The organism is Citrobacter sp. ABFQG (genome assembly GCF_004322975.1).
Classification (GTDB): Bacteria; Pseudomonadota; Gammaproteobacteria; order Enterobacterales; family Enterobacteriaceae; genus Citrobacter; species Citrobacter freundii.
In genome coordinates, this window is record NZ_CP036435.1 from 3,789,025 (window position 1) to 3,807,205 (window position 18,181).

Annotated in this window: 17 protein-coding genes; 5 read left to right on the forward strand and 12 right to left on the reverse strand. The window is 48.3% G+C overall.

The features are described from left to right. Position 1 precedes the first annotated feature (1 nt). Positions 2-1,018, forward strand: coding sequence for a phage portal protein (locus WN16_RS18700; RefSeq protein WP_088168987.1), 1,017 nt, complete (start codon positions 2-4; stop codon positions 1,016-1,018). Positions 1,019-1,531: 513 nt separating this feature from the next. Here WN16_RS18700 and WN16_RS18705 read toward each other — a convergent pair. From WN16_RS18705 to WN16_RS18730, 7 genes are all read right to left on the reverse strand, one after another. Beyond that, entirely contained in the window at positions 1,532-3,319 is a 1,788-nt protein-coding gene (locus WN16_RS18705; protein WP_088168986.1) for a HEPN domain-containing protein, read from the reverse strand. Between the two features lie 267 nt (positions 3,320-3,586). After that, positions 3,587-5,578: a replication endonuclease gene (locus tag WN16_RS18710; RefSeq protein WP_224776453.1), complete on the reverse strand. Its 1,992-nt coding sequence runs from the start codon at positions 5,576-5,578 to the stop codon at positions 3,587-3,589. Between the two features lies 1 nt (position 5,579). Further along, on the reverse strand, positions 5,580-5,843 hold the full coding sequence (locus WN16_RS18715) for a DUF5405 family protein (protein ID WP_088168985.1): 264 nt from the start codon (positions 5,841-5,843) through the stop codon (positions 5,580-5,582). 30 nt (positions 5,844-5,873) lie between these two features. Beyond that, positions 5,874-6,083, reverse strand: coding sequence for a DUF2732 family protein (locus WN16_RS18720; protein ID WP_049002088.1), 210 nt, complete (start codon positions 6,081-6,083; stop codon positions 5,874-5,876). A gap of 66 nt (positions 6,084-6,149) precedes the next feature. Next, the gene (locus WN16_RS18725; RefSeq protein ID WP_088168984.1) at positions 6,150-6,650 is read right to left on the reverse strand and encodes a replication protein B; all 501 of its coding nucleotides are present in this window, start codon (positions 6,648-6,650) and stop codon (positions 6,150-6,152) included. After that, positions 6,647-6,817: a hypothetical protein gene (locus WN16_RS24390; RefSeq protein ID WP_165488875.1), complete on the reverse strand. Its 171-nt coding sequence runs from the start codon at positions 6,815-6,817 to the stop codon at positions 6,647-6,649. Before WN16_RS24390 ends, WN16_RS18725 begins: the two co-directional genes overlap by 4 nt. A 13-nt stretch (positions 6,818-6,830) precedes the next feature. Continuing rightward, positions 6,831-7,106, reverse strand: coding sequence for a regulatory phage cox family protein (locus tag WN16_RS18730; protein WP_071684349.1), 276 nt, complete (start codon positions 7,104-7,106; stop codon positions 6,831-6,833). Between the two features lie 122 nt (positions 7,107-7,228). Here WN16_RS18730 and WN16_RS18735 point away from each other — a divergent pair, with 122 nt between their 5' ends. Beyond that, positions 7,229-7,528, forward strand: a complete 300-nt coding sequence (locus WN16_RS18735; protein ID WP_048234962.1) for a helix-turn-helix transcriptional regulator — start codon at positions 7,229-7,231, stop codon at positions 7,526-7,528. 96 nt (positions 7,529-7,624) lie between these two features. Beyond that, positions 7,625-8,632: a tyrosine-type recombinase/integrase gene (locus tag WN16_RS18740; protein WP_049002085.1), complete on the forward strand. Its 1,008-nt coding sequence runs from the start codon at positions 7,625-7,627 to the stop codon at positions 8,630-8,632. A gap of 204 nt (positions 8,633-8,836) precedes the next feature. Here WN16_RS18740 and clpA read toward each other — a convergent pair whose 3' ends face one another. Together clpA and clpS are read right to left on the reverse strand one after the other, a co-directional pair. Continuing rightward, a complete protein-coding gene (clpA, locus tag WN16_RS18745) occupies positions 8,837-11,113 on the reverse strand; it encodes an ATP-dependent Clp protease ATP-binding subunit ClpA (RefSeq protein WP_003036804.1) in 2,277 nt (758 codons plus the stop codon). A 30-nt stretch (positions 11,114-11,143) separates the two neighbouring features. Next, entirely contained in the window at positions 11,144-11,464 is a 321-nt protein-coding gene (gene clpS / locus WN16_RS18750; protein ID WP_003036810.1) for an ATP-dependent Clp protease adapter ClpS, read from the reverse strand. 323 nt (positions 11,465-11,787) lie between these two features. Here clpS and cspD point away from each other — a divergent pair, with 323 nt between their 5' ends. Beyond that, positions 11,788-12,012, forward strand: coding sequence for a cold shock-like protein CspD (cspD, locus tag WN16_RS18755; protein ID WP_003036813.1), 225 nt, complete (start codon positions 11,788-11,790; stop codon positions 12,010-12,012). Positions 12,013-12,086: 74 nt separating this feature from the next. On the opposite strand, the gene macB is transcribed toward cspD, so the two are convergent. Both macB and macA read right to left on the reverse strand, forming a co-directional pair. Continuing rightward, complete coding sequence (macB, locus tag WN16_RS18760; RefSeq protein ID WP_003840216.1) at positions 12,087-14,033, reverse strand: macrolide ABC transporter ATP-binding protein/permease MacB; 1,947 nt, start codon at positions 14,031-14,033, stop codon at positions 12,087-12,089. Continuing rightward, a complete protein-coding gene (macA, locus tag WN16_RS18765; protein WP_016150621.1) occupies positions 14,030-15,145 on the reverse strand; it encodes a macrolide transporter subunit MacA in 1,116 nt (371 codons plus the stop codon). The genes macB and macA overlap by 4 nt, the downstream gene beginning before the upstream one ends. Before the next feature lie 159 nt (positions 15,146-15,304). On the opposite strand from macA, the gene WN16_RS18770 reads away from it, so the two are divergent. Next, positions 15,305-16,252, forward strand: coding sequence for a VirK/YbjX family protein (locus WN16_RS18770; RefSeq protein ID WP_016150622.1), 948 nt, complete (start codon positions 15,305-15,307; stop codon positions 16,250-16,252). Here the strand turns inward: WN16_RS18770 and WN16_RS18775 are convergent. Further along, positions 16,249-17,907: an ATP-dependent endonuclease gene (locus tag WN16_RS18775; RefSeq protein ID WP_003036822.1), complete on the reverse strand. Its 1,659-nt coding sequence runs from the start codon at positions 17,905-17,907 to the stop codon at positions 16,249-16,251. The two genes, WN16_RS18770 and WN16_RS18775, sit on opposite strands and share 4 nt — an antisense overlap. Between the last annotated feature and the right edge of the window lie 274 nt (positions 17,908-18,181).

Below are 18,181 nucleotides of genomic sequence, written 5' to 3' on the forward strand. Positions count from 1 at the left end.
CATGAAAAAACAACAGAAGAAACCCGCCACAACGACTGCCAGCGCACCGCAGAAAATGGAGGCGTTCACCTTTGGCGAGCCTTCAGCCGTTCTGGATCGCCGCGATATCCTCGATTATGTCGAGTGCATCAATAACGGTAAGTGGTACGAGCCGCCGGTCAACTTCTCAGGTCTGGCAAAAAGCCTGCGCGCCGCCGTGCATCACAGCTCGCCGATTTACGTGAAACGAAATATCCTGACGAGCACCTACATCCCGCACCCGCTCCTGTCGCGTCAGGATTTCAGCCGCCTCGTGCTGGATTATCTGGTCTTTGCCAACGGCTATCTTGAGAAGCGCATGAGCGTTACCGGCCAGCTTTTGAAACTGGAAACATCACCGGCTAAATATACCCGTCGTGGCGTTGAGGATGGCGTTTACTGGTACATATCGAGCTTTAACAATCCGCACCAGTTCGCACCCGGCTCGGTGTTTCACCTGCTGGAGCCTGATATCAATCAGGAGCTTTACGGCATGCCGGAATACCTGAGCGCACTCAATTCCGCCTGGCTGAATGAATCCGCCACCCTGTTTCGTCGCAAGTATTACCAGAATGGCGCGCACGCGGGTTACATCATGTACGTCACCGACGCAGCGCAAAGCAGCACTGACGTCGAATCGCTGCGTTTTGCAATGCGTGATTCAAAGGGACTCGGGAATTTTAAAAACCTGTTTTTCTACGCGCCCAACGGGAAACCGGATGGCATCAAGATAGTGCCGCTGAGTGAGGTCGCCACGAAAGATGACTTTTTCAATATCAAAAAGGTGAGCGCTGCTGACCTGCTCGATGCGCACCGCGTACCGTTCCAGCTCATGGGCGGCAAGCCGGAAAATATTGGCTCAATGGGGGATGTTGAGAAGGTGGCGCGGGTATTTGTGCGTAACGAACTGACCCCGTTGCAGGAGCGTTTTAAAGAGATTAACGACTGGCTCGGAATGGAGGTGATCCGCTTTAAAGATTACAGCCTCGAATCAGAGTAACCGCGCAAAAATTGCCGCCTCAGGGCGGCCTCATCCCTGACAGCCTCAGATACACCACACGCCGCACAATCCCACGAACACATCATCGCAGACCGGCAAAGCATCAGCGCCGTCACGACGCCCACAGGCGCATTAAATTAAATGCTGTCACCGCCTCTGGCGCGCAGTGCTATCCCCGCCTCGCCTGCGCGCTTAACGTGTCGCTTTTAATGCAGGTGCATTAGTTATTAAGACCAGCTTCCTGCCTGCATACAGGTTGTAAAAAGGAGGACCGTTAACTCATGCAAAAAAATGCACCATTAAACTCAGTTAGTTTAAGAATGTTTTAACCTATCTAAACAAATACATGACTTAGAAGCATGAATGTCTAATTTTACAGCGTCAAAGTGCGCCAACAATTATTAAAGCAACACCCAGTGACTTACAAAACATCAAAAAACTTAAAGGTGTTTTGTAAAAAATCCTTCAAACACCTTTAAGCCTCAAAATCACCACCACTCGACACTCTAAAAATCAATCTAAATACAAGTTATAATCCGGACTAAAGATAATCCTTTTAAAATTACTTTCATCAACCACATCATTTTTCACATTGGTTAAAACACGTTCATATTCTTCACCAATCATTTTTTGTTCATACAAAAAATCCCTAATCTCTCGTCTTCTTTCATATGATTTGATAACTATTGCATTTAATATAATATCGAGATAATAATGTGCAACCTCAACTAAATTATCGCGTGCTTTGACCTCTCCCTGATGCACAATTTCATTACGCATCAAATATATCCTCTTAATGTCGAATTTAATTTTCTCTTTTATTTTTTTTCTAGCCTCCGTAATATGACTAACACTTCTTAATAATTGACTAGCTTCCCAAAGTTTATTCAACAAAAGTGGTGAAGGTGTGCCCGAAGAGAGCTCCGCTCCAATTTCCTTCAAGATGGGTTCATGTTCTTTAAAACATAACAACTTTGCTAATTTAATATTGCGTTCATTATCAAGTGAGTCTACTCTCTCCAACAATGATTCATAAAAATCCTTTTTCCAGTTGAGCAGATATAAATCAAGGTCTTCAAGCTTCGCTGCTAAATAATCATTGCATATTATATGTGTAAGATAATTTTCCACTTCTCCAACATGGCTTCCTTTACCAGTAACCAATAGAGATTCAATACATATCCATAGATTGAGCAACTGAGCACTTAAACTTTCTGTTTTAAGTGCTAAAGCATGTAGCTCAATACTTTGATTAAAACGTTCAAAAGAGTGTTTACTCATTCTGAAACCTCTTAAAAATATACCAAGATTCTCTTTAGCATAATCAATACCGACATCAGCTGTTTTGGACATAATGTTTGAAGGCAAGTTAAGCAGCTTAACATGCTCTTTATTATTGTTATATATTAAACAATCATTCGAGTACCAAAATTTAGACTTATGATGCATGAAGGAGAAAATATTTGATATTTTACTTAGTTTATCCCTTGCAAGATAAACCGCATGCATGTAATCCAAAGCTCGTATTTTGCTACATAAAATATAATTCACACCTTCCTTTTTAAAAAACTTACGTTCAATTTTAAGTCCATATTTCGGTTGAGGATCAGTTACATATGAGATCGAAAATATATCAAAACCACCTTCTAAATCACCAGTTGCATTTGAACACTTGAAGTAAACATCAAACACTTTAGCTTGCAAATCAAATAAATCAAAGTAATTATTGAGATAAGAAGAGTCTTTTACTACACCGTCATTTAAATCATAGAAGAAAATTTTTTGAAGAAGATAATATATACTAGACTTAACATATCCAACTCGAATCAAAAAATAAAAACATTTATCTGCGCACTCTAGTATCTCTCTTTTATTTTTTTTATCCATCACAAGATTCAATGTTTTTAACTGGAGTTTCGCCCAATATTTTTTCGCTGAAAAAGTTCCTTTTAGCAAATTAAGTAAAGTGCGCAATTCCTCAATCGATTGGGTATTTAATCTATTTAAAGTATAATTATCGACACCATAGACCATATCTTTTGCAATTGGATCACCTTTAATGCATTGCACTAACTTCTCTAAGAAATAATCTAGTTCATCACGAGCGTTCTTCCTCACCCCTGACTCCACGAGAGAAACTAATTTATAACAATCATCTAAAATCTCCCATACAGTCGGCTCAATTCTTTTCTCAGGCACTGGTGTTCCATCATAAGATAGCTCAAGGGATCGCTCGACAAAAAGTAATAACCCTATAGTCTCGTCTGATAACGTCCATTTTTTTAAATCATTAAACTTCATACTATATCCTTAGATCTGAAATTAGTTATGGATAACTTGAAAGATTTATTTGAATATATAGCCTTGAAAGGCCTTAAGGTTTTTAAAAAAGCCATAGAAAAATCTATTAACTATCAGATAGTAACATATTTCAATCTATAGAATCTCCGCACAAAAACAACCATAAAAGGTAGTTGCTTTTTGTGTCACAATTACATGGGAAAAGATAGATACGATAAAATACAATCTCGTCAAGAAAAAATTAACATTCCAGTTCTACGCTCCAGTCTAATTTGCATGGCATTCATATCTTTTTTTAAGCATGCCTAACATGATTTCACGTCGTTCTAACGATATTAAGTGCAAATCAGTTTCATAACTGAATCTATCTCCCCCACAGTTATTGACAGGACTCCGAGGCGCGGCAATGCCGCTTTTTAAAGTCAAAGGCTCAACGGCCAACAGCTTTGGAACGATGCGCCATTCGGCTGTACGGGTAACATGTATCAGCCCAGAGCCCAAGTGCGGAGCGTAGATGCCCACGACTCTCTCTATATCCTCTTCGTAGGCGTTGACCTCGTCAGTCACGTTACGAGCCACACGGACTGTCTGACTATCACGTGGTACGTTCGCCCCGCCCTGCGCAGCGATATAAAGGTCAAACTCACCCTCATCAGCTGCGGCTCTTGTAGCCTCGACTCGCTCATCAAATTCATCAGCAATGCTTACGCCACGAGGTAATTTGCGCAGCTCACGATATGCACCCATCGTCGGCAGTCCAATAGATTTAAATTGCGGGATACGCCACGTTGACGCCCATGCGGTTACTGCTGCTGCAGTATCAGTGAGAGGTTTACCGGTATCGTGATCGACTTGCCCATCAAGTGCATACCCGTCGATGTTCTTCGCAATGTATTTTGCGATGTAACCGGCTGCACCACCTTGATTGAGGTGCTTCGCTTCAAAACGCTGTGCTGCTGCACCCTTTTCGTCGCCATCTTCCTTTAAGGCATAGCGTCGCATGATTTCAGTAATATGTTTACGTTGCTCTGGTTTGCAAAAAAGCATCATGTGCCAGTGCGGCGTTCCGTCATGATGCGGCTCTACAACGCGCATACCATAGACCTGCAAATCATTATCTTTAAAGGCTGTACGCATCAGGCTCCAGATACGGCATAAATACCGCTGACCATCCTTCGGCGTAAAAGCGGTGTCATTCCATCCGTGATTAAGTTGCACCGTCTTTTTATCGCCCTTTCCGACCTGACGTGTAGGGTGATACTTCGATGGCGTGGTGATAGTGATAAACATACCGACGTCACCCTGCCCAGCCGCATAGCGTTCAATGCCTGCAATAGTGTTCATCAGCTCCATACGACGGATTTCAGGGTTTGAAATACTTCCCATGACTTTGCTGATGAGATCGATACGCTCACCGGTAACTTTGTTTTCCAGCTCGCACGATTTGAGGTATTCGAGATTAGCCAAGCGGCGAGAATGCACGTCGCGGATCGCCGTTCTGCTGGCGTATGGGGAACGGTCTTTATTCACCTCACCGGCAGCAATCAGCAATGCCTCGTGCCAGCGCATACGCTGTGCCTTAAACTGGTTAATCCACCACTCATCATTAATCAAACGAGATATAGCGGAAAATGCCTGGCGGATCGTGATTTGCCCTTTGCAGTATTTTTTCCAGAACATCGGTGTAATGTTGAATGCGCGAGCTGCACCAGCAACGTGACCATACAAATGCGCCTGAGCCTCATCAGTAAAAAGAGTCTCTTTACCGCCGTGAGTATCAGCCCAAGCGTCGCTAAGTTCCTCATAAGCAACATAGAGCTGCGAAGCGATACGGGCAGCAAATTTTTTGAGAGCCTTGTCACTCATACCTGCTAAACGCGAATAGCTTTCGCGCTCACTCAGGAAGAGTAGAGATGCCGTCTCGTTCATTCCGTTTAGCTGATTGACCCGCTCAAGACGCGGCCCCACCCTTTTCTCGACAGTATTCTTAAGGAAATAGAAACCATGAAGGGGGCTTTTATTACGACGGATGAAATCATAACGCGAGTTAAACAGCGTTTTTAAGACATATGGCAGGCGATTAACTTTACCTAAAACACCTTGCACCTGACGGAATTCGCCACGTGTAAGGGGTCTGTCACGGCCAATTGCAGAACGTGGAGCATTCCAGGGATAAGCACCGACGAATGTATCATCGGTGTGCTTCGAGAAAGGAGGTGGTGGCGAAGGGGCAGTACGTCCCCGAGGTGCAGCGGCCATTCTAATTGAAGGCGTCCAGACATTGCTTCGCTACGCGCTCAATCTGAGTTTCAAGCGCCGAGAAAGAGATAGCATCTCCCGTTAAAAGGTCATGCAAAGCAAGGCCTGAAACGAGCTTAGGGATCGTTGGGTAGTAACCCACAACATCCAGCCATTCCTTACCTTCGTTTTTCCCGGAGGTAGCGATTTTCTTTTCCTGCAAAATAAATTGATAGCGGTCGCTGGTAATAACGTACTGGTTATTTATATCGATACGGATACTCATTCTTACTTCCTTCTAAAGTGGATAATCCGTTCAACCGAAAATTGAGTTGTGCAATTTTTCTGATTCTTGACCTAACAACTCGATAATCTCTGTGCGGTTAAGTTCTGACTTACTGATGTGCGCGATAAGCCCATCAAATTGAGAAGAGAAACGGGTCGCCGTGTCGCGCTGTGCTTCACTTACTGCCTGCTCCAGAAGTGCCGAAAACACATCCCGCTGAGCTGTTTTTTGTTTTTGCATTTGCCTATCTCCAGACAAAAGGGGTCCCCACGCTGTAAGGCGTGTAATAAATCGAATCCAGATTAATTAATGTAAATACTGCTCAGGTTTTACCGAGGTTAAAATAGTCGGCGCGTACTCAAAAAGGCTAAACAGCTCTCGCAAGGCACGGAAAAGTTTGTCCCGCCAATAGCAGTCGTCCTCGTTCAATCGCCAATGCGACATACTGAATTCTTGATCTGTGAGCCCGGCATGACGAAAAAGAGAACGCCTTTGGCTAACAGTAAGACGGCTAATGAAAGTCGCCCTAGTAGAGCCATGCTGACGAAACCGACAAAATGCGAATCTCAGTTCATCCAGCGCACAGACAAGGCGCTCGCGATCTGCTTCGTCCATTTCTTCTAAGCGCATGACAGAGTGACGCTGTTTTAATTGAGCATGAAAACAAACTGTCAGTCGTTCGCGTTCCATCATTTGATTGTAAAAATCACAGGTGTCTTGCCAGCGTGGCTGAGCCAGGTACTTACCAACCAGCTCTCGAAGTGCCGCTGGCTGTTTCTGGATCACATCAAGAGTCATAACGGTCATAACCATATCCCTCTTTTTCTGACCAAACGGAAAAGCGTCTCAATAATGGCAGGCTTACGAGTGCGGATGATGATGCCTTTACGTCCCTTACCATGAGTAATCTTGAACGTCATAGGGCGCGGGCTTTCATTACGCAGTAATTGAGCTATACAGCGAGGTTCTTTCATTAAGCTTCCCTCCTTATGCCCGTCCACCCAAACCAAGCCACATCAGCCAACCTTCACGAATTTCTTTCGGGCGACTTTCATAGGCAAGTCTCATTCCATTATTCCAGGCTGGTAGGTAAACCCAGTATTCTCCTGCCCGACCTGATGTCGATTGCGGATCTGTCATTTCAACTACCGGTAATTTCCCTTTTTCAATCATTCCTCTTACTGCTGCAGGGGTCTTACCAATAAGTTTGGCAAACTCTTGATAGGGGACGGCATCACTACTACTGACAATTTGTTTACTCATCTGTTAACCTTTCATCTAGATCTAACCAATGGGTTTCAATGTTCTCTAATGTGCCTTAATGAAACTTAGAAAAACTTGAAACATAGTAGAAGATGTCGTGATTATTAGAGGATCTCGATAACATGTCAACAGCAATTAGTGTAAAGCTGGCTCTCATACGTGAGTCAGAGAGGCTAAACAGGAAGCAATTCTCTGAAATTACTGGAGTTCCTTATAGCTCATTAACCTATTATGAAAGCGGCAGAACGATCCCCCCGACGGACGTCGCCATGAAAATTCTTCAACATCCTCGTTTCAGCAAATACACCCTTTGGTTTATGACTGAACAAATATCACCAGAAGCTGGGCAGATTGCACCGGCTCTCGCGCACTTTGGGCAGCAGACAACAACATCTCCCCACTCCGACCAGAAAACTGGCTAACCATTTACGGCGCTTATTTGTGTAGTAAATGCACGAAGAGTTTTTGTTATTTAAATCAGGAAATTGAAGTAAGCAGTAACATCATCGGGAGGCTTTATGTCTATTAAAAAGCTCGATGATGGTCGATACGAAGTGGACATCAGACCTGCAGGGCGCAACGGAAAGCGCATCCGCAGGAAATTTGACAAGAAAAGTGAGGCTGTAGCTTTTGAGAAACACACTCAATACAACCATCACGATAAAGAATGGCTGGCTAAACCGACAGATAAGCGGCATCTGTCTGAATTAACAAAAGTCTGGTGGGATCTGAAAGGCAAGCATGAAGAACACGGAAAATCCAATTTGGGTAAGATTGAAATCTTTACTCGGATCACTGATGACCCTTGCGCGTTCCAGATAACCAAAGCGCTTATTAGCCAGTACAGTATGACTCGCAGAGGGCAAGGCATAAAACCGGCCAGTATTAACCGCGACCTTACCTGCTTGAGTGGTATGTTTACTGCGCTAATTGATGCGGAGTTGTTTTTTGGCGAACACCCTTTCAGAGGGATGAAAAAGCTCAAGGAACAGAAACCAGAAACAGGCTATCTGACGCAGGAAGAAATAACATTGTTGCTTGCCAATCTTGACGGGGACAACAAGAAAATCGCGATTCTCTGTTTAAGTACCGGCGCTCGATGGGGTGAGGCCGCGAAACTGAAAGCTGAGAACGTAATACAGAATCGGGTGACGTTCGTTAAAACAAAGACGAACAAACCACGTACTGTCCCTATCTCTGAGGAAGTAGCTGTAATGATTGCGGGTAAGGGGTATCTGTTCCCTGATGCCTCATATCCGAAATTCAGGCGAACAATGAAAGATGTAAAACCGGATCTACCGGACGGGCAAGCAACTCACGCATTGCGTCACAGTTTTGCTACCCACTTTATGATTAACGGCGGGAGTATCATCACCTTGCAGAGAATACTGGGACATTCACGGATAGAGCAGACAATGGTCTATGCGCACTTTGCCCCGGAGTATCTTCAGGATGCTGTTTCACTCAATCCGCTACGTGGTGGTGTTGACTCCCAGAGTGTCCACACTGTGTCCACAGTAGGGTAGTTTATTATGGCTTTCAGTGGTCTTGCGTGCCGCGCAAACCCGCATTGCACCGCTGAAAGCCCATGTTACCTACCCTGAAAAACGCCCTTACGCAGGCTTATTTTTTGCCTGCCATTTAAACTCTCCGAATCTCCCCAATTCAAATCTTTACTTTCAGGCGAAAAAAAACCGGGCATTACGCCCGGCTCATTAGGTGATTAAAGATTAATGTGCTGCTTCTGGCTTGTGCTTTTGTGCACTCTGGAAACCATAGGTCAGCTCATTTTTCTCTTTATCCAGCGCAACGGTCACCTGACCGCCATCCACAAGCGAACCGAACAGCAGTTCGTTAGCCAATGGTTTTTTCAGGTTATCCTGGACAACACGCGTCATTGGACGTGCGCCCATTGCGCGGTCATAGCCTTTCTCTGCCAGCCAGTCACGTGCTTCCTGACTCACTTCAAGAGAGACACCTTTCTGATCCAGCTGAACCTGAAGCTCGACGATAAACTTATCAACAACCTGATGAATCACCTCGGTAGAGAGATGATCGAACCAGATAATGTTGTCGAGACGGTTACGGAATTCCGGCGTAAACACTTTTTTGATTTCGCCCATCGCATCAGTACTGTTGTCCTGATGAATCAACCCAATCGATTTACGCTCAGTTTCACGTACACCAGCGTTGGTGGTCATGACCAGCACCACGTTGCGGAAATCCGCTTTACGCCCGTTATTGTCGGTCAGCGTGCCGTTATCCATCACCTGCAGCAACAGGTTAAAGACATCCGGGTGCGCTTTTTCGATTTCATCCAGCAGCAGTACCGCATGCGGATGCTTAATAACAGCATCAGTCAGCAAACCGCCCTGGTCAAAACCGACATATCCTGGAGGCGCACCAATCAGACGGCTGACCGTGTGGCGTTCCATGTACTCGGACATATCAAAACGCAGCAGTTCAATGCCGAGGGCTTTGGAGAGCTGCACCGTGACTTCGGTCTTACCGACGCCAGTTGGTCCGGCAAAAAGGAACGAACCGACAGGCTTATGCTCGTGTCCCAGACCGGCACGGCTCATTTTGATCGCTTCAGTCAGCGCCTCAATGGCTTTATCCTGTCCGAATACCAGCATTTTCAAACGGTTGCCCAAGTTTTTCAGCGTGTCGCGATCGCTCTGCGATACGCTCTTCTCCGGGATCCGCGCAATGCGGGCGACTACGGACTCAATATCCGCCACGTTGACGGTTTTCTTGCGCTTGCTGACCGGCATCAGACGCGCACGTGCGCCCGCCTCATCAATCACGTCAATCGCTTTATCCGGCAGATGACGATCGTTAATGTATTTCACCGCCAGTTCGACCGCTGCACGCACCGCTTTGGCGGTATAGCGGACGTCATGGTGCGCTTCGTATTTCGGCTTCAGACCATTGATTATCTGCACGGTCTCTTCTACCGATGGCTCAGTGACATCGATTTTCTGGAAACGGCGCGCTAACGCGCGGTCCTTTTCAAAGATATTGCTGAATTCCTGATAGGTTGTGGAGCCTATAACACGGATCTTACCGCTGGAGAGCAACGGCTTGATCAGGTTAGCCGCATCCACCTGGCCGCCCGATGCCGCACCCGCACCGATAATGGTGTGGATCTCATCGATAAACAGAATGCTGTTAGTATCCTGTTCCAGCTGTTTCAGCAGCGCCTTAAAGCGTTTCTCAAAATCACCGCGATATTTAGTGCCTGCCAGCAGCGAGCCGATATCCAGGGAGTAAAGGGTACAATCAGCCATGATTTCAGGCACATCACCCTGGACGATACGCCAGGCGAGGCCTTCGGCAATGGCGGTTTTACCGACACCAGACTCTCCCACCAGCAGCGGGTTGTTTTTTCTGCGACGGCACAGTACCTGAATGGCGCGCTCCAGCTCTTTGTCCCGGCCAATGAGCGGATCAATTCCGCCCACTCGGGCAAGCTGGTTAAGGTTAGTCGTGAAGTTCTCCATACGGTCCTCCCCGCCAGCTTGCTCTTCGTTATTTGGCTGATTCCCAGAGTCAGAAGACTGGCTGGGTTCATCTTTACGCGTGCCATGAGAGATAAAATTCACCACATCAAGACGACTTACTTCATGCTTACGCAGCAGATAAGCCGCCTGAGATTCCTGCTCGCTGAAGATAGCAACCAGCACATTTGCGCCGGTAACTTCATTACGTCCGGAGGACTGAACATGAAAGACCGCACGTTGCAGTACACGCTGAAAACTCAACGTCGGCTGCGTGTCGCGCTCTTCCTCACTGGCAGGCAATACAGGTGTGGTCTGTTCAATGAAGGCTTCGAGTTCCTGACGGAGCGCCACCAGATCCACAGAACACGCTTCCAGCGCTTCGCGGGCCGACGGGTTACTGAGCAACGCCAGTAACAAGTGCTCGACGGTCATAAACTCATGTCGGTGCTCGCGCGCTCTGGCGAAAGCCATGTTTAAACTGAGTTCCAGTTCTTGATTGAGCATAGGCACCTCCCCCAATGTTTATGCCTGCATTCAGGCTTTTTCCAGCGTACACAGCAACGGATGCTCGTTCTCCCTCGCATATTTGTTCACCATCGCTACTTTGGTTTCAGCCACTTCGGCAGTAAACACGCCGCAAATCGCTTTGCCTTGATAGTGAACTGCAAGCATCAATTGCGTTGCACGTTCTACATCATAAGAAAAGAATTTTTGTAACACGTCAATAACAAACTCCATCGGAGTGTAATCATCATTGACTAATATCACTTTATACATAGATGGCGGTTTTAGCGCGTCGCGCAATTTGTCTTCCGCCAGCAGATCGAAATCCAGCCAGTCGTTCGTCTTACCCATTGTCAGTCGTCATCTTCAGTTACGGTTTCCGGCAGAAAATCTTGCCGCTGACAAGCAGCCTATGCGCACAATCAATCTACCTCAAGTATTAGATAACTATCATCTATTAGTGCCATCCGCGACATCTGTCACATAACCGACAATAGCGTTAACTGCTTCAAATTTTGATGCATTTTTACCCTATTCTGTCTGCCTGGCGCTTGACGCCCCGCCTGATTTCTCTAAATTGTAGTTTCGAGAGTTGGCGAGGTTTTGAACAGCCCCCACTCCGCCACCGGTTCATTCCATCTTACTTATATAAGATTTACGAAGGATGTCGAAGTATGGAAACGGGTACTGTTAAGTGGTTCAACAACGCCAAAGGGTTTGGTTTCATTTGCCCCGAAGGCGGCGGCGAAGATATTTTCGCCCATTATTCCACCATTCAGATGGATGGTTACAGAACGCTAAAAGCCGGACAGTCTGTCCAGTTTGATGTCCACCAGGGGCCAAAAGGCAATCATGCCAGTGTCATCGTGCCTGTCATTGAAGCAGAAGCTGTCGCATAGCTCTTCTGTCTCATTGTGTACATCCTGCAGTCAAAATGCCAGCCTTTGCGGCTGGCATTTTTATCTCTGTGGCATTATTCCCGCGCCAGAGCATCTACTGGATCCAGACGTGCCGCATTCCGCGCCGGTAGCCAGCCAAACAACACCCCGGTTGCAGTCGAACACAGGAACGCCGTCAACAGCGCGACGGGTGAGAATCCAATTTCCCAGCCCGGCAGGAATAGCTGAAGTGTAAAGGCGATCAGCATCGACAGGCTAATGCCCAACGCGCCGCCAACCAGACACACTAACACCGCTTCAATTAAGAACTGTTGCAGCACATCACTGGCACGCGCGCCTACCGCCATACGAATGCCAATCTCACGCGTTCGTTCGGTTACCGAAACCAGCATAATATTCATCACGCCAATCCCACCAACCACCAGCGAAATCACCGCCACCAGCGTCAGGAAGAGTTGTAATGTACGTGTGGTCTTTTCAGCGGTTTTCAAGACACCGTCCATATTCCAGGTGAAGAAATCCTTCTTACCGTGGCGCAACGTCAACAGTCGGGTCAGTTGCTGTTCGGCCTGGGCACTGTCAAAACCATCCTTTACTCGCACGGTGATCGAGTTCAGCCACGACTGCCCCATAATTCGTCCGGACATGGTGCTGTAGGGCAGCCAGACCCGCAGGATCTTGCTACTGCCGAACATCGACTGTTTCTCTTCTGCAACGCCAATTACCGTGGCCGGCATATTTCCCACCAGCACGACTTCGCCGACAACTTTCGCTTTATTGGGGAACAACTGGCGCCGGGTATTACTGTCGAGCACCACCACCTGAGCGCGCCCCGCCAGTTGCTCGGCGTTAAAGGTGGTCCCTTCGCTAAATGTCATGCCATAGACGTTGAAATAGTCGCCGCTAACGCCGTTAGCACTGGCAGCAACGTCGATATTGCCATAGCGTAACCGCAGGTTCTTCGACACTGCAGGTGTTACCGAACTGACCCAGGGCTGCTTCTGTAGCGCCGTCAAATCGTCATACTTCAATGCCTGTTGATATTGCGGATCGTCGTCGCCGAAATCTTTGCCAGGATAGATATCAATGGTGTTAGTACCAATAGCGCGAATATCTGCCAGTACCAGTTGTTTAGCCGCATCGCCTACCACCACGATCGACACCACAGAAGCAATACCGATGATGATCCCAAGCATGGTGAGTAGCGTTCGCATCTTATTCGCAGCCATTGCCAGCCAGGCCATGGTAAGCGCTTCACGAAATCCGCTGACAAACTGGCTCCAGCCGGATGCCGTTTTCACCGTTGGCTCCGCGATATCGCGTCCACCAGAGGGTTTCTGTGGCGGCGGATTGCGCACAATCTCGCCGTCACGAATTTCAATGACCCGCTCGGCCTGTGCGGCAACCTGCGGGTCGTGCGTGACGATAATTACCGTGTGTCCGCGATCGCGCAGCTGATGCAAAATCGCCATCACCTCTTCGCCGGAATGGCTATCCAGTGCACCGGTGGGTTCGTCGGCAAGAATAACCTGTCCCCCGTTCATCAGTGCACGTGCGATACTGACCCGCTGCTGCTGACCACCGGAAAGTTGAGAAGGTTGATAATCAACCCTGTCGCCCAGACCCAGCCGCTGGAGTAATTCCTGCGCACGCGCCAGGCGCTGCTTACGCTCGGTGCCAGCGTAGACCGCAGGCACCTCGACATTTTGCGCCGCGGTTAAATGTGACAGCAAATGATAGCGCTGGAAGATAAAGCCGAAATGCTCACGGCGCAGCTGTGCCAGCGCATCGCTATCCAGCGTGGAGACATCCCGTCCGGCAACCCGATACGTACCGCTGGTAGGTTTGTCCAGACAGCCGAGAATGTTCATCAGCGTCGATTTACCCGAACCCGACGCCCCGACAATCGCCACCATTTCCCCGGCCTGAATGCTCAAGGATACGTCCTTCAACACCTCAACCTGGCCTTCACCTGAGGGATAGCTGCGGCGGATATGGCTCAGTTCAAGCAATGCTGTCATTTTGCAGCTCCAGCGTTGCCCTCGCCTGTAATGACTTCATCACCCTCTTCCAGCCCTTTCACGATCTCCACATCGGTGTCATTCCGCGCGCCGATAACCACTTCACGTTCGCGGGTTTCGCCGTTACGCAGTAGCCTGACGTTATAGCGGTTGTTACCAATAGGATCGCCCAGTGCCGACAGCGGGATCGTCAGAACATTTTTGACATCAGTGAGCTGGATATGGACCTGCGCGGTCATATCCAGACGCAGGATCCCTTTCGGATTGGGAACTTCGAAGCGGGCATAGTAGAAAATCGCATCATTCACTTTCTCTGGCGTCGGAAGAACATCTTTCAGCGTGCCTTCGTAGCGTGTCTGCGGATCGCCCAGTACGGTAAACCAGGCTTTTTGCCCAGGTTGCAGGTGAATTACATCAGCCTCAGAAACCTGCGCTTTTACCAGCATGGTGCTCATATCCGCCAGCGTCAGAATATTAGGTGCCTGCTGAGCGGCAATAACGGTTTGCCCTTGTAGGGTAGTAATTTGCGTTACTTCGCCTGCCATTGGCGCGACAATGCGGGTGTAATCAAGGTTGGTTTTTGCCGTATCGAGAGAAGCCTGATTACGTTTAATTTGCGCGTCAATTGCGCCAATTTGCGCCTGTTTGACCGCCATTTCGGTGGCCGCCGTGTCGAGATCCTGCTGTGAAACGGCCTGGGTTTTTGCCAGCTGTTGCTGACGGGAAAGCGTCACCCGCGCCAGTTTCCACTCAGCTTCTGCCTGTAAACGCTGGGCGCGCAATTCCATTAGCGTCGCTTCAACCTCTTTGATTTGGTTTTGCGCCTGTTCAGGATCGATTACGCCGAGCAACTGATCTTTTTTGACTTTATCGCCAATCGCGACCGACAGCGTTTTTAACTGCCCGCTGACCTGCGCCCCGACGTCAACTTTACGCAGCGCATCCAGTTTACCGGTAGCCAGCACGCTTTGCTGCAGATCGCCCGGACGAACAATTAATGTTTGATACTGAGGTAAAGGCGCATTAAGCGTTCGCCAAAGTGCAATTACCGCCACAATAAGGATGATGGCGAACAGAAAATAGCGTTTTTTGATTTTTCCCTTGAGCTTCATAAATGTCCCAATTCCCCCAATACGTCCACCAGAGTGGAGTGCTAAACATCAACGTTAAATAAATCGCCGTTGAAAAGCGCAAGAATAACAGAGTTATTGATGAATGGTTAAGATCCGCTGTGCTGAAATTAGTACCAGGGTATCAATCGGATTTATATTATGAGTCAACTAACTGAAAGCACTTTTCTTTCCACCAAACCCGTCACCAGCTTTGGTCTTTTTTACAGCCTGAGCAGCGGTCATTTACGTCCCGCACATTGCTGGGATAAGCGGAGCTTTCGTCGTAAGTTTATCTGGCGCTCACTCTTGATACCTCGCCTCACCCAGGAATGGATGACAGAACTGTCCCAATGGCCGGATCTTGAAAACCTGCTATCCCACCAACCCCGATTGCCGGTGCGTTTGCATCGTCCTTACCTTGCCGCAAACTTCACCCGTAAAATGCGTTTAGACGCGGTGCGTTTTCATTATAATGTTATCCGCCATGCATTTTTACCCGCAGAATTTAACGCCTTATTAAGCAATGACGGCTTACAACTGGCGCAAATTGAAGGCAAAGATGGCGATATATTTACCGTAACCATGATGATGTTCCCGGTGCTGGATAAAGAGGGAGAGAGCACTATTCAGGTGCAAAATGGCGACGGCGACGTACTGACTAAAATGACGTTTACGTTCTGCGAATATAATGGCAAAAGTACATTATTTATTGGCGGTGTGCAGGGCAATGCGCAACTTCCTCACGAAGCAATCCAAAAAGCGACCAAGTCTTGTCACGGGATATTCCCAAAACGTATTGTAATGGAAGCCATTTGCCGGTTAGCAGAGCGATTGAATATCGATAATGTTATGGCAGTCAGCAATGAACAGCATATCTTTCGCAGCCAACGCTACCACGATAAAAATAAGGTAATTCATTCCGACTACAACGCATTTTGGGAATCGGTTGGCGGCGAGTGCGACAGACACGGGTACTATCATATTCCGCGCACGCTGGCGCGAAAAAGCGAGGCGGATATTGCCAGCAAAAAACGCGCAGAATACCGCCGCCGCTATCAGCTACTGGACAGCATCCATTCGCAGCTGTCGTCGATGTTTCACCACTAATCCGCTCTGCCGCGTGCCAGCCACAGCACGCGGGAAAACATTTTTCGCAGCAGCGTTGGCACTGCGTCAACGCCGCGCCGCCCGGCTTCCATCGCTACCTCAATGGCTAAATCCGGTTTTGACGAACGATGTATCGCCTTGGAGATAATTTTGCGCATATTCATGGGCACGTTCTCCGGGATTTGCGCCACCCGGTGAAAGACGTCAGCAAACCCCTGGCGATACATAAAGTGTTCCATATCCAGCGCGGGGAGCATGGTCAAATGCTCACGCTCTTCCTCTCTGTCGTCATTCAATAAGCTACGTACCGTGGCCGCATACTTTTTCCCGGCTTCATCACCATCGACCAGCACATGCCACTCGATACCCATCCGGCGGGCGAATTTAACCAGCGGCTTAAGGCCGGACTGGGCGAATTCAATAACTTTAATCCCTTCTGCATCAAAGTGATGTCCGCACTGACGGGCCAGTTCGTTAATAACCCAGGTTTCCGTTTCGCCTTCTACCAGCAACCAGCAGCGGGCAAACAACGATGACGCACGATTAAAACGAATATGAAATGCGATTCGCCGACCATCTTCTGCACTGATCCCACCCGGCCCCAGCCGCCAGGCGGCGACGCGGGATGATTCACGAACCAGACGAACAACATGTTCCACGGGCGTAAGGGACAACAGCTCACCGGAATTGGTTGTCGCCACTCGCTGCAGAGGCAGTAAATTCAACAAGTGCCAGGCCACCGAAAGCATGATGGGATGTAAACGCGTTTCCGGATCTTCCACCAGCAATAAAGGTCGGGCGTCTTTATCCAGCCTCAGCGTGCCTTTGGCCTGCAACAGGGTCGAAAACAGGCCCAACAGAATAACCCGATGCGTACGTCCGCCGGGTTTATCAATCATGCGGTTAATAATGTCCAGATAGCGCCAGCTCCGTTGTTCGTTATTGGAGCGACGGCGCATCAGACGGTAACGGGACTGGCCAGCCCCCTGCTCGGAAAAATAGTGCTCCAACAACTGCACCATGGCCGATAACCCCTGGCGGATCTGTCCGTCGGTCAGGTTTTGCGGTCGGGTAGCCAGCTCACGCGCCAGAAAATCCAGTTGGCGGGCGGTGACTTCGACGTCCGCCGAATCCGGCACGGTACCGTTGCGGATCCGGCGCATAAATCGCGCGTCGCGCAGACGCAGTACCGGCATCAGGCGCACAAGATGCCGCGCCTGATCGTTAATGTCATCGAGAGGTAATGGATGGCCGTCGCCGTCAAGAAAACTGCGCAAGGTCAGAACGCTACCGTCATCCGCACACTCGCCTTCCAGACGATAAAAAATGCGGTGATAGCCATCCTGGCACGGCGTCCAGCTGGCTTCCAGAGGGCGATAGCGACGTACCCGGTGACGCCCCGGCTGGGATTCACGAAACGTCAGGATAATGTGCAGGTGGTGTTCCCGGCCCTGTATGTCGCCCGGCGGGAACCAGAAATCCTCGCGGACAAAATGATACAAGTCTGGCTCCGGCGACAGCAGCAGGGTTAAGGCATCCAGCAGACTGGATTTACCCCACGCGTTCTCCCCAATCAGCACGTTGCTCTGCTCCAGCATCAACGACAGACGGTTAATACCACGAAATCCAACAATCTCAACGCGTTCGAGAATCATATAGCCTCCGGAAATGCTAACTTTTTCCTTCAAGTTATCAGGAGTATAACGGCAAGCGGGGGCTCAGGACACCCGATATCAATCTGGCGTGAATCGCAAAAGCAAAAAAAATAAGAATATTCTTCTTATGTTTTCTCCTGAATATAATTTCAGAACTTAATCATCGTCCTTTCGCTAATTGGACTATGCTTCATTCACCCAAGATTCAAAAAGGAATCGCAACATATTGCCTTAAATCAAATTTTTTCATCAATTTAACTGGCGAAGGGATGAT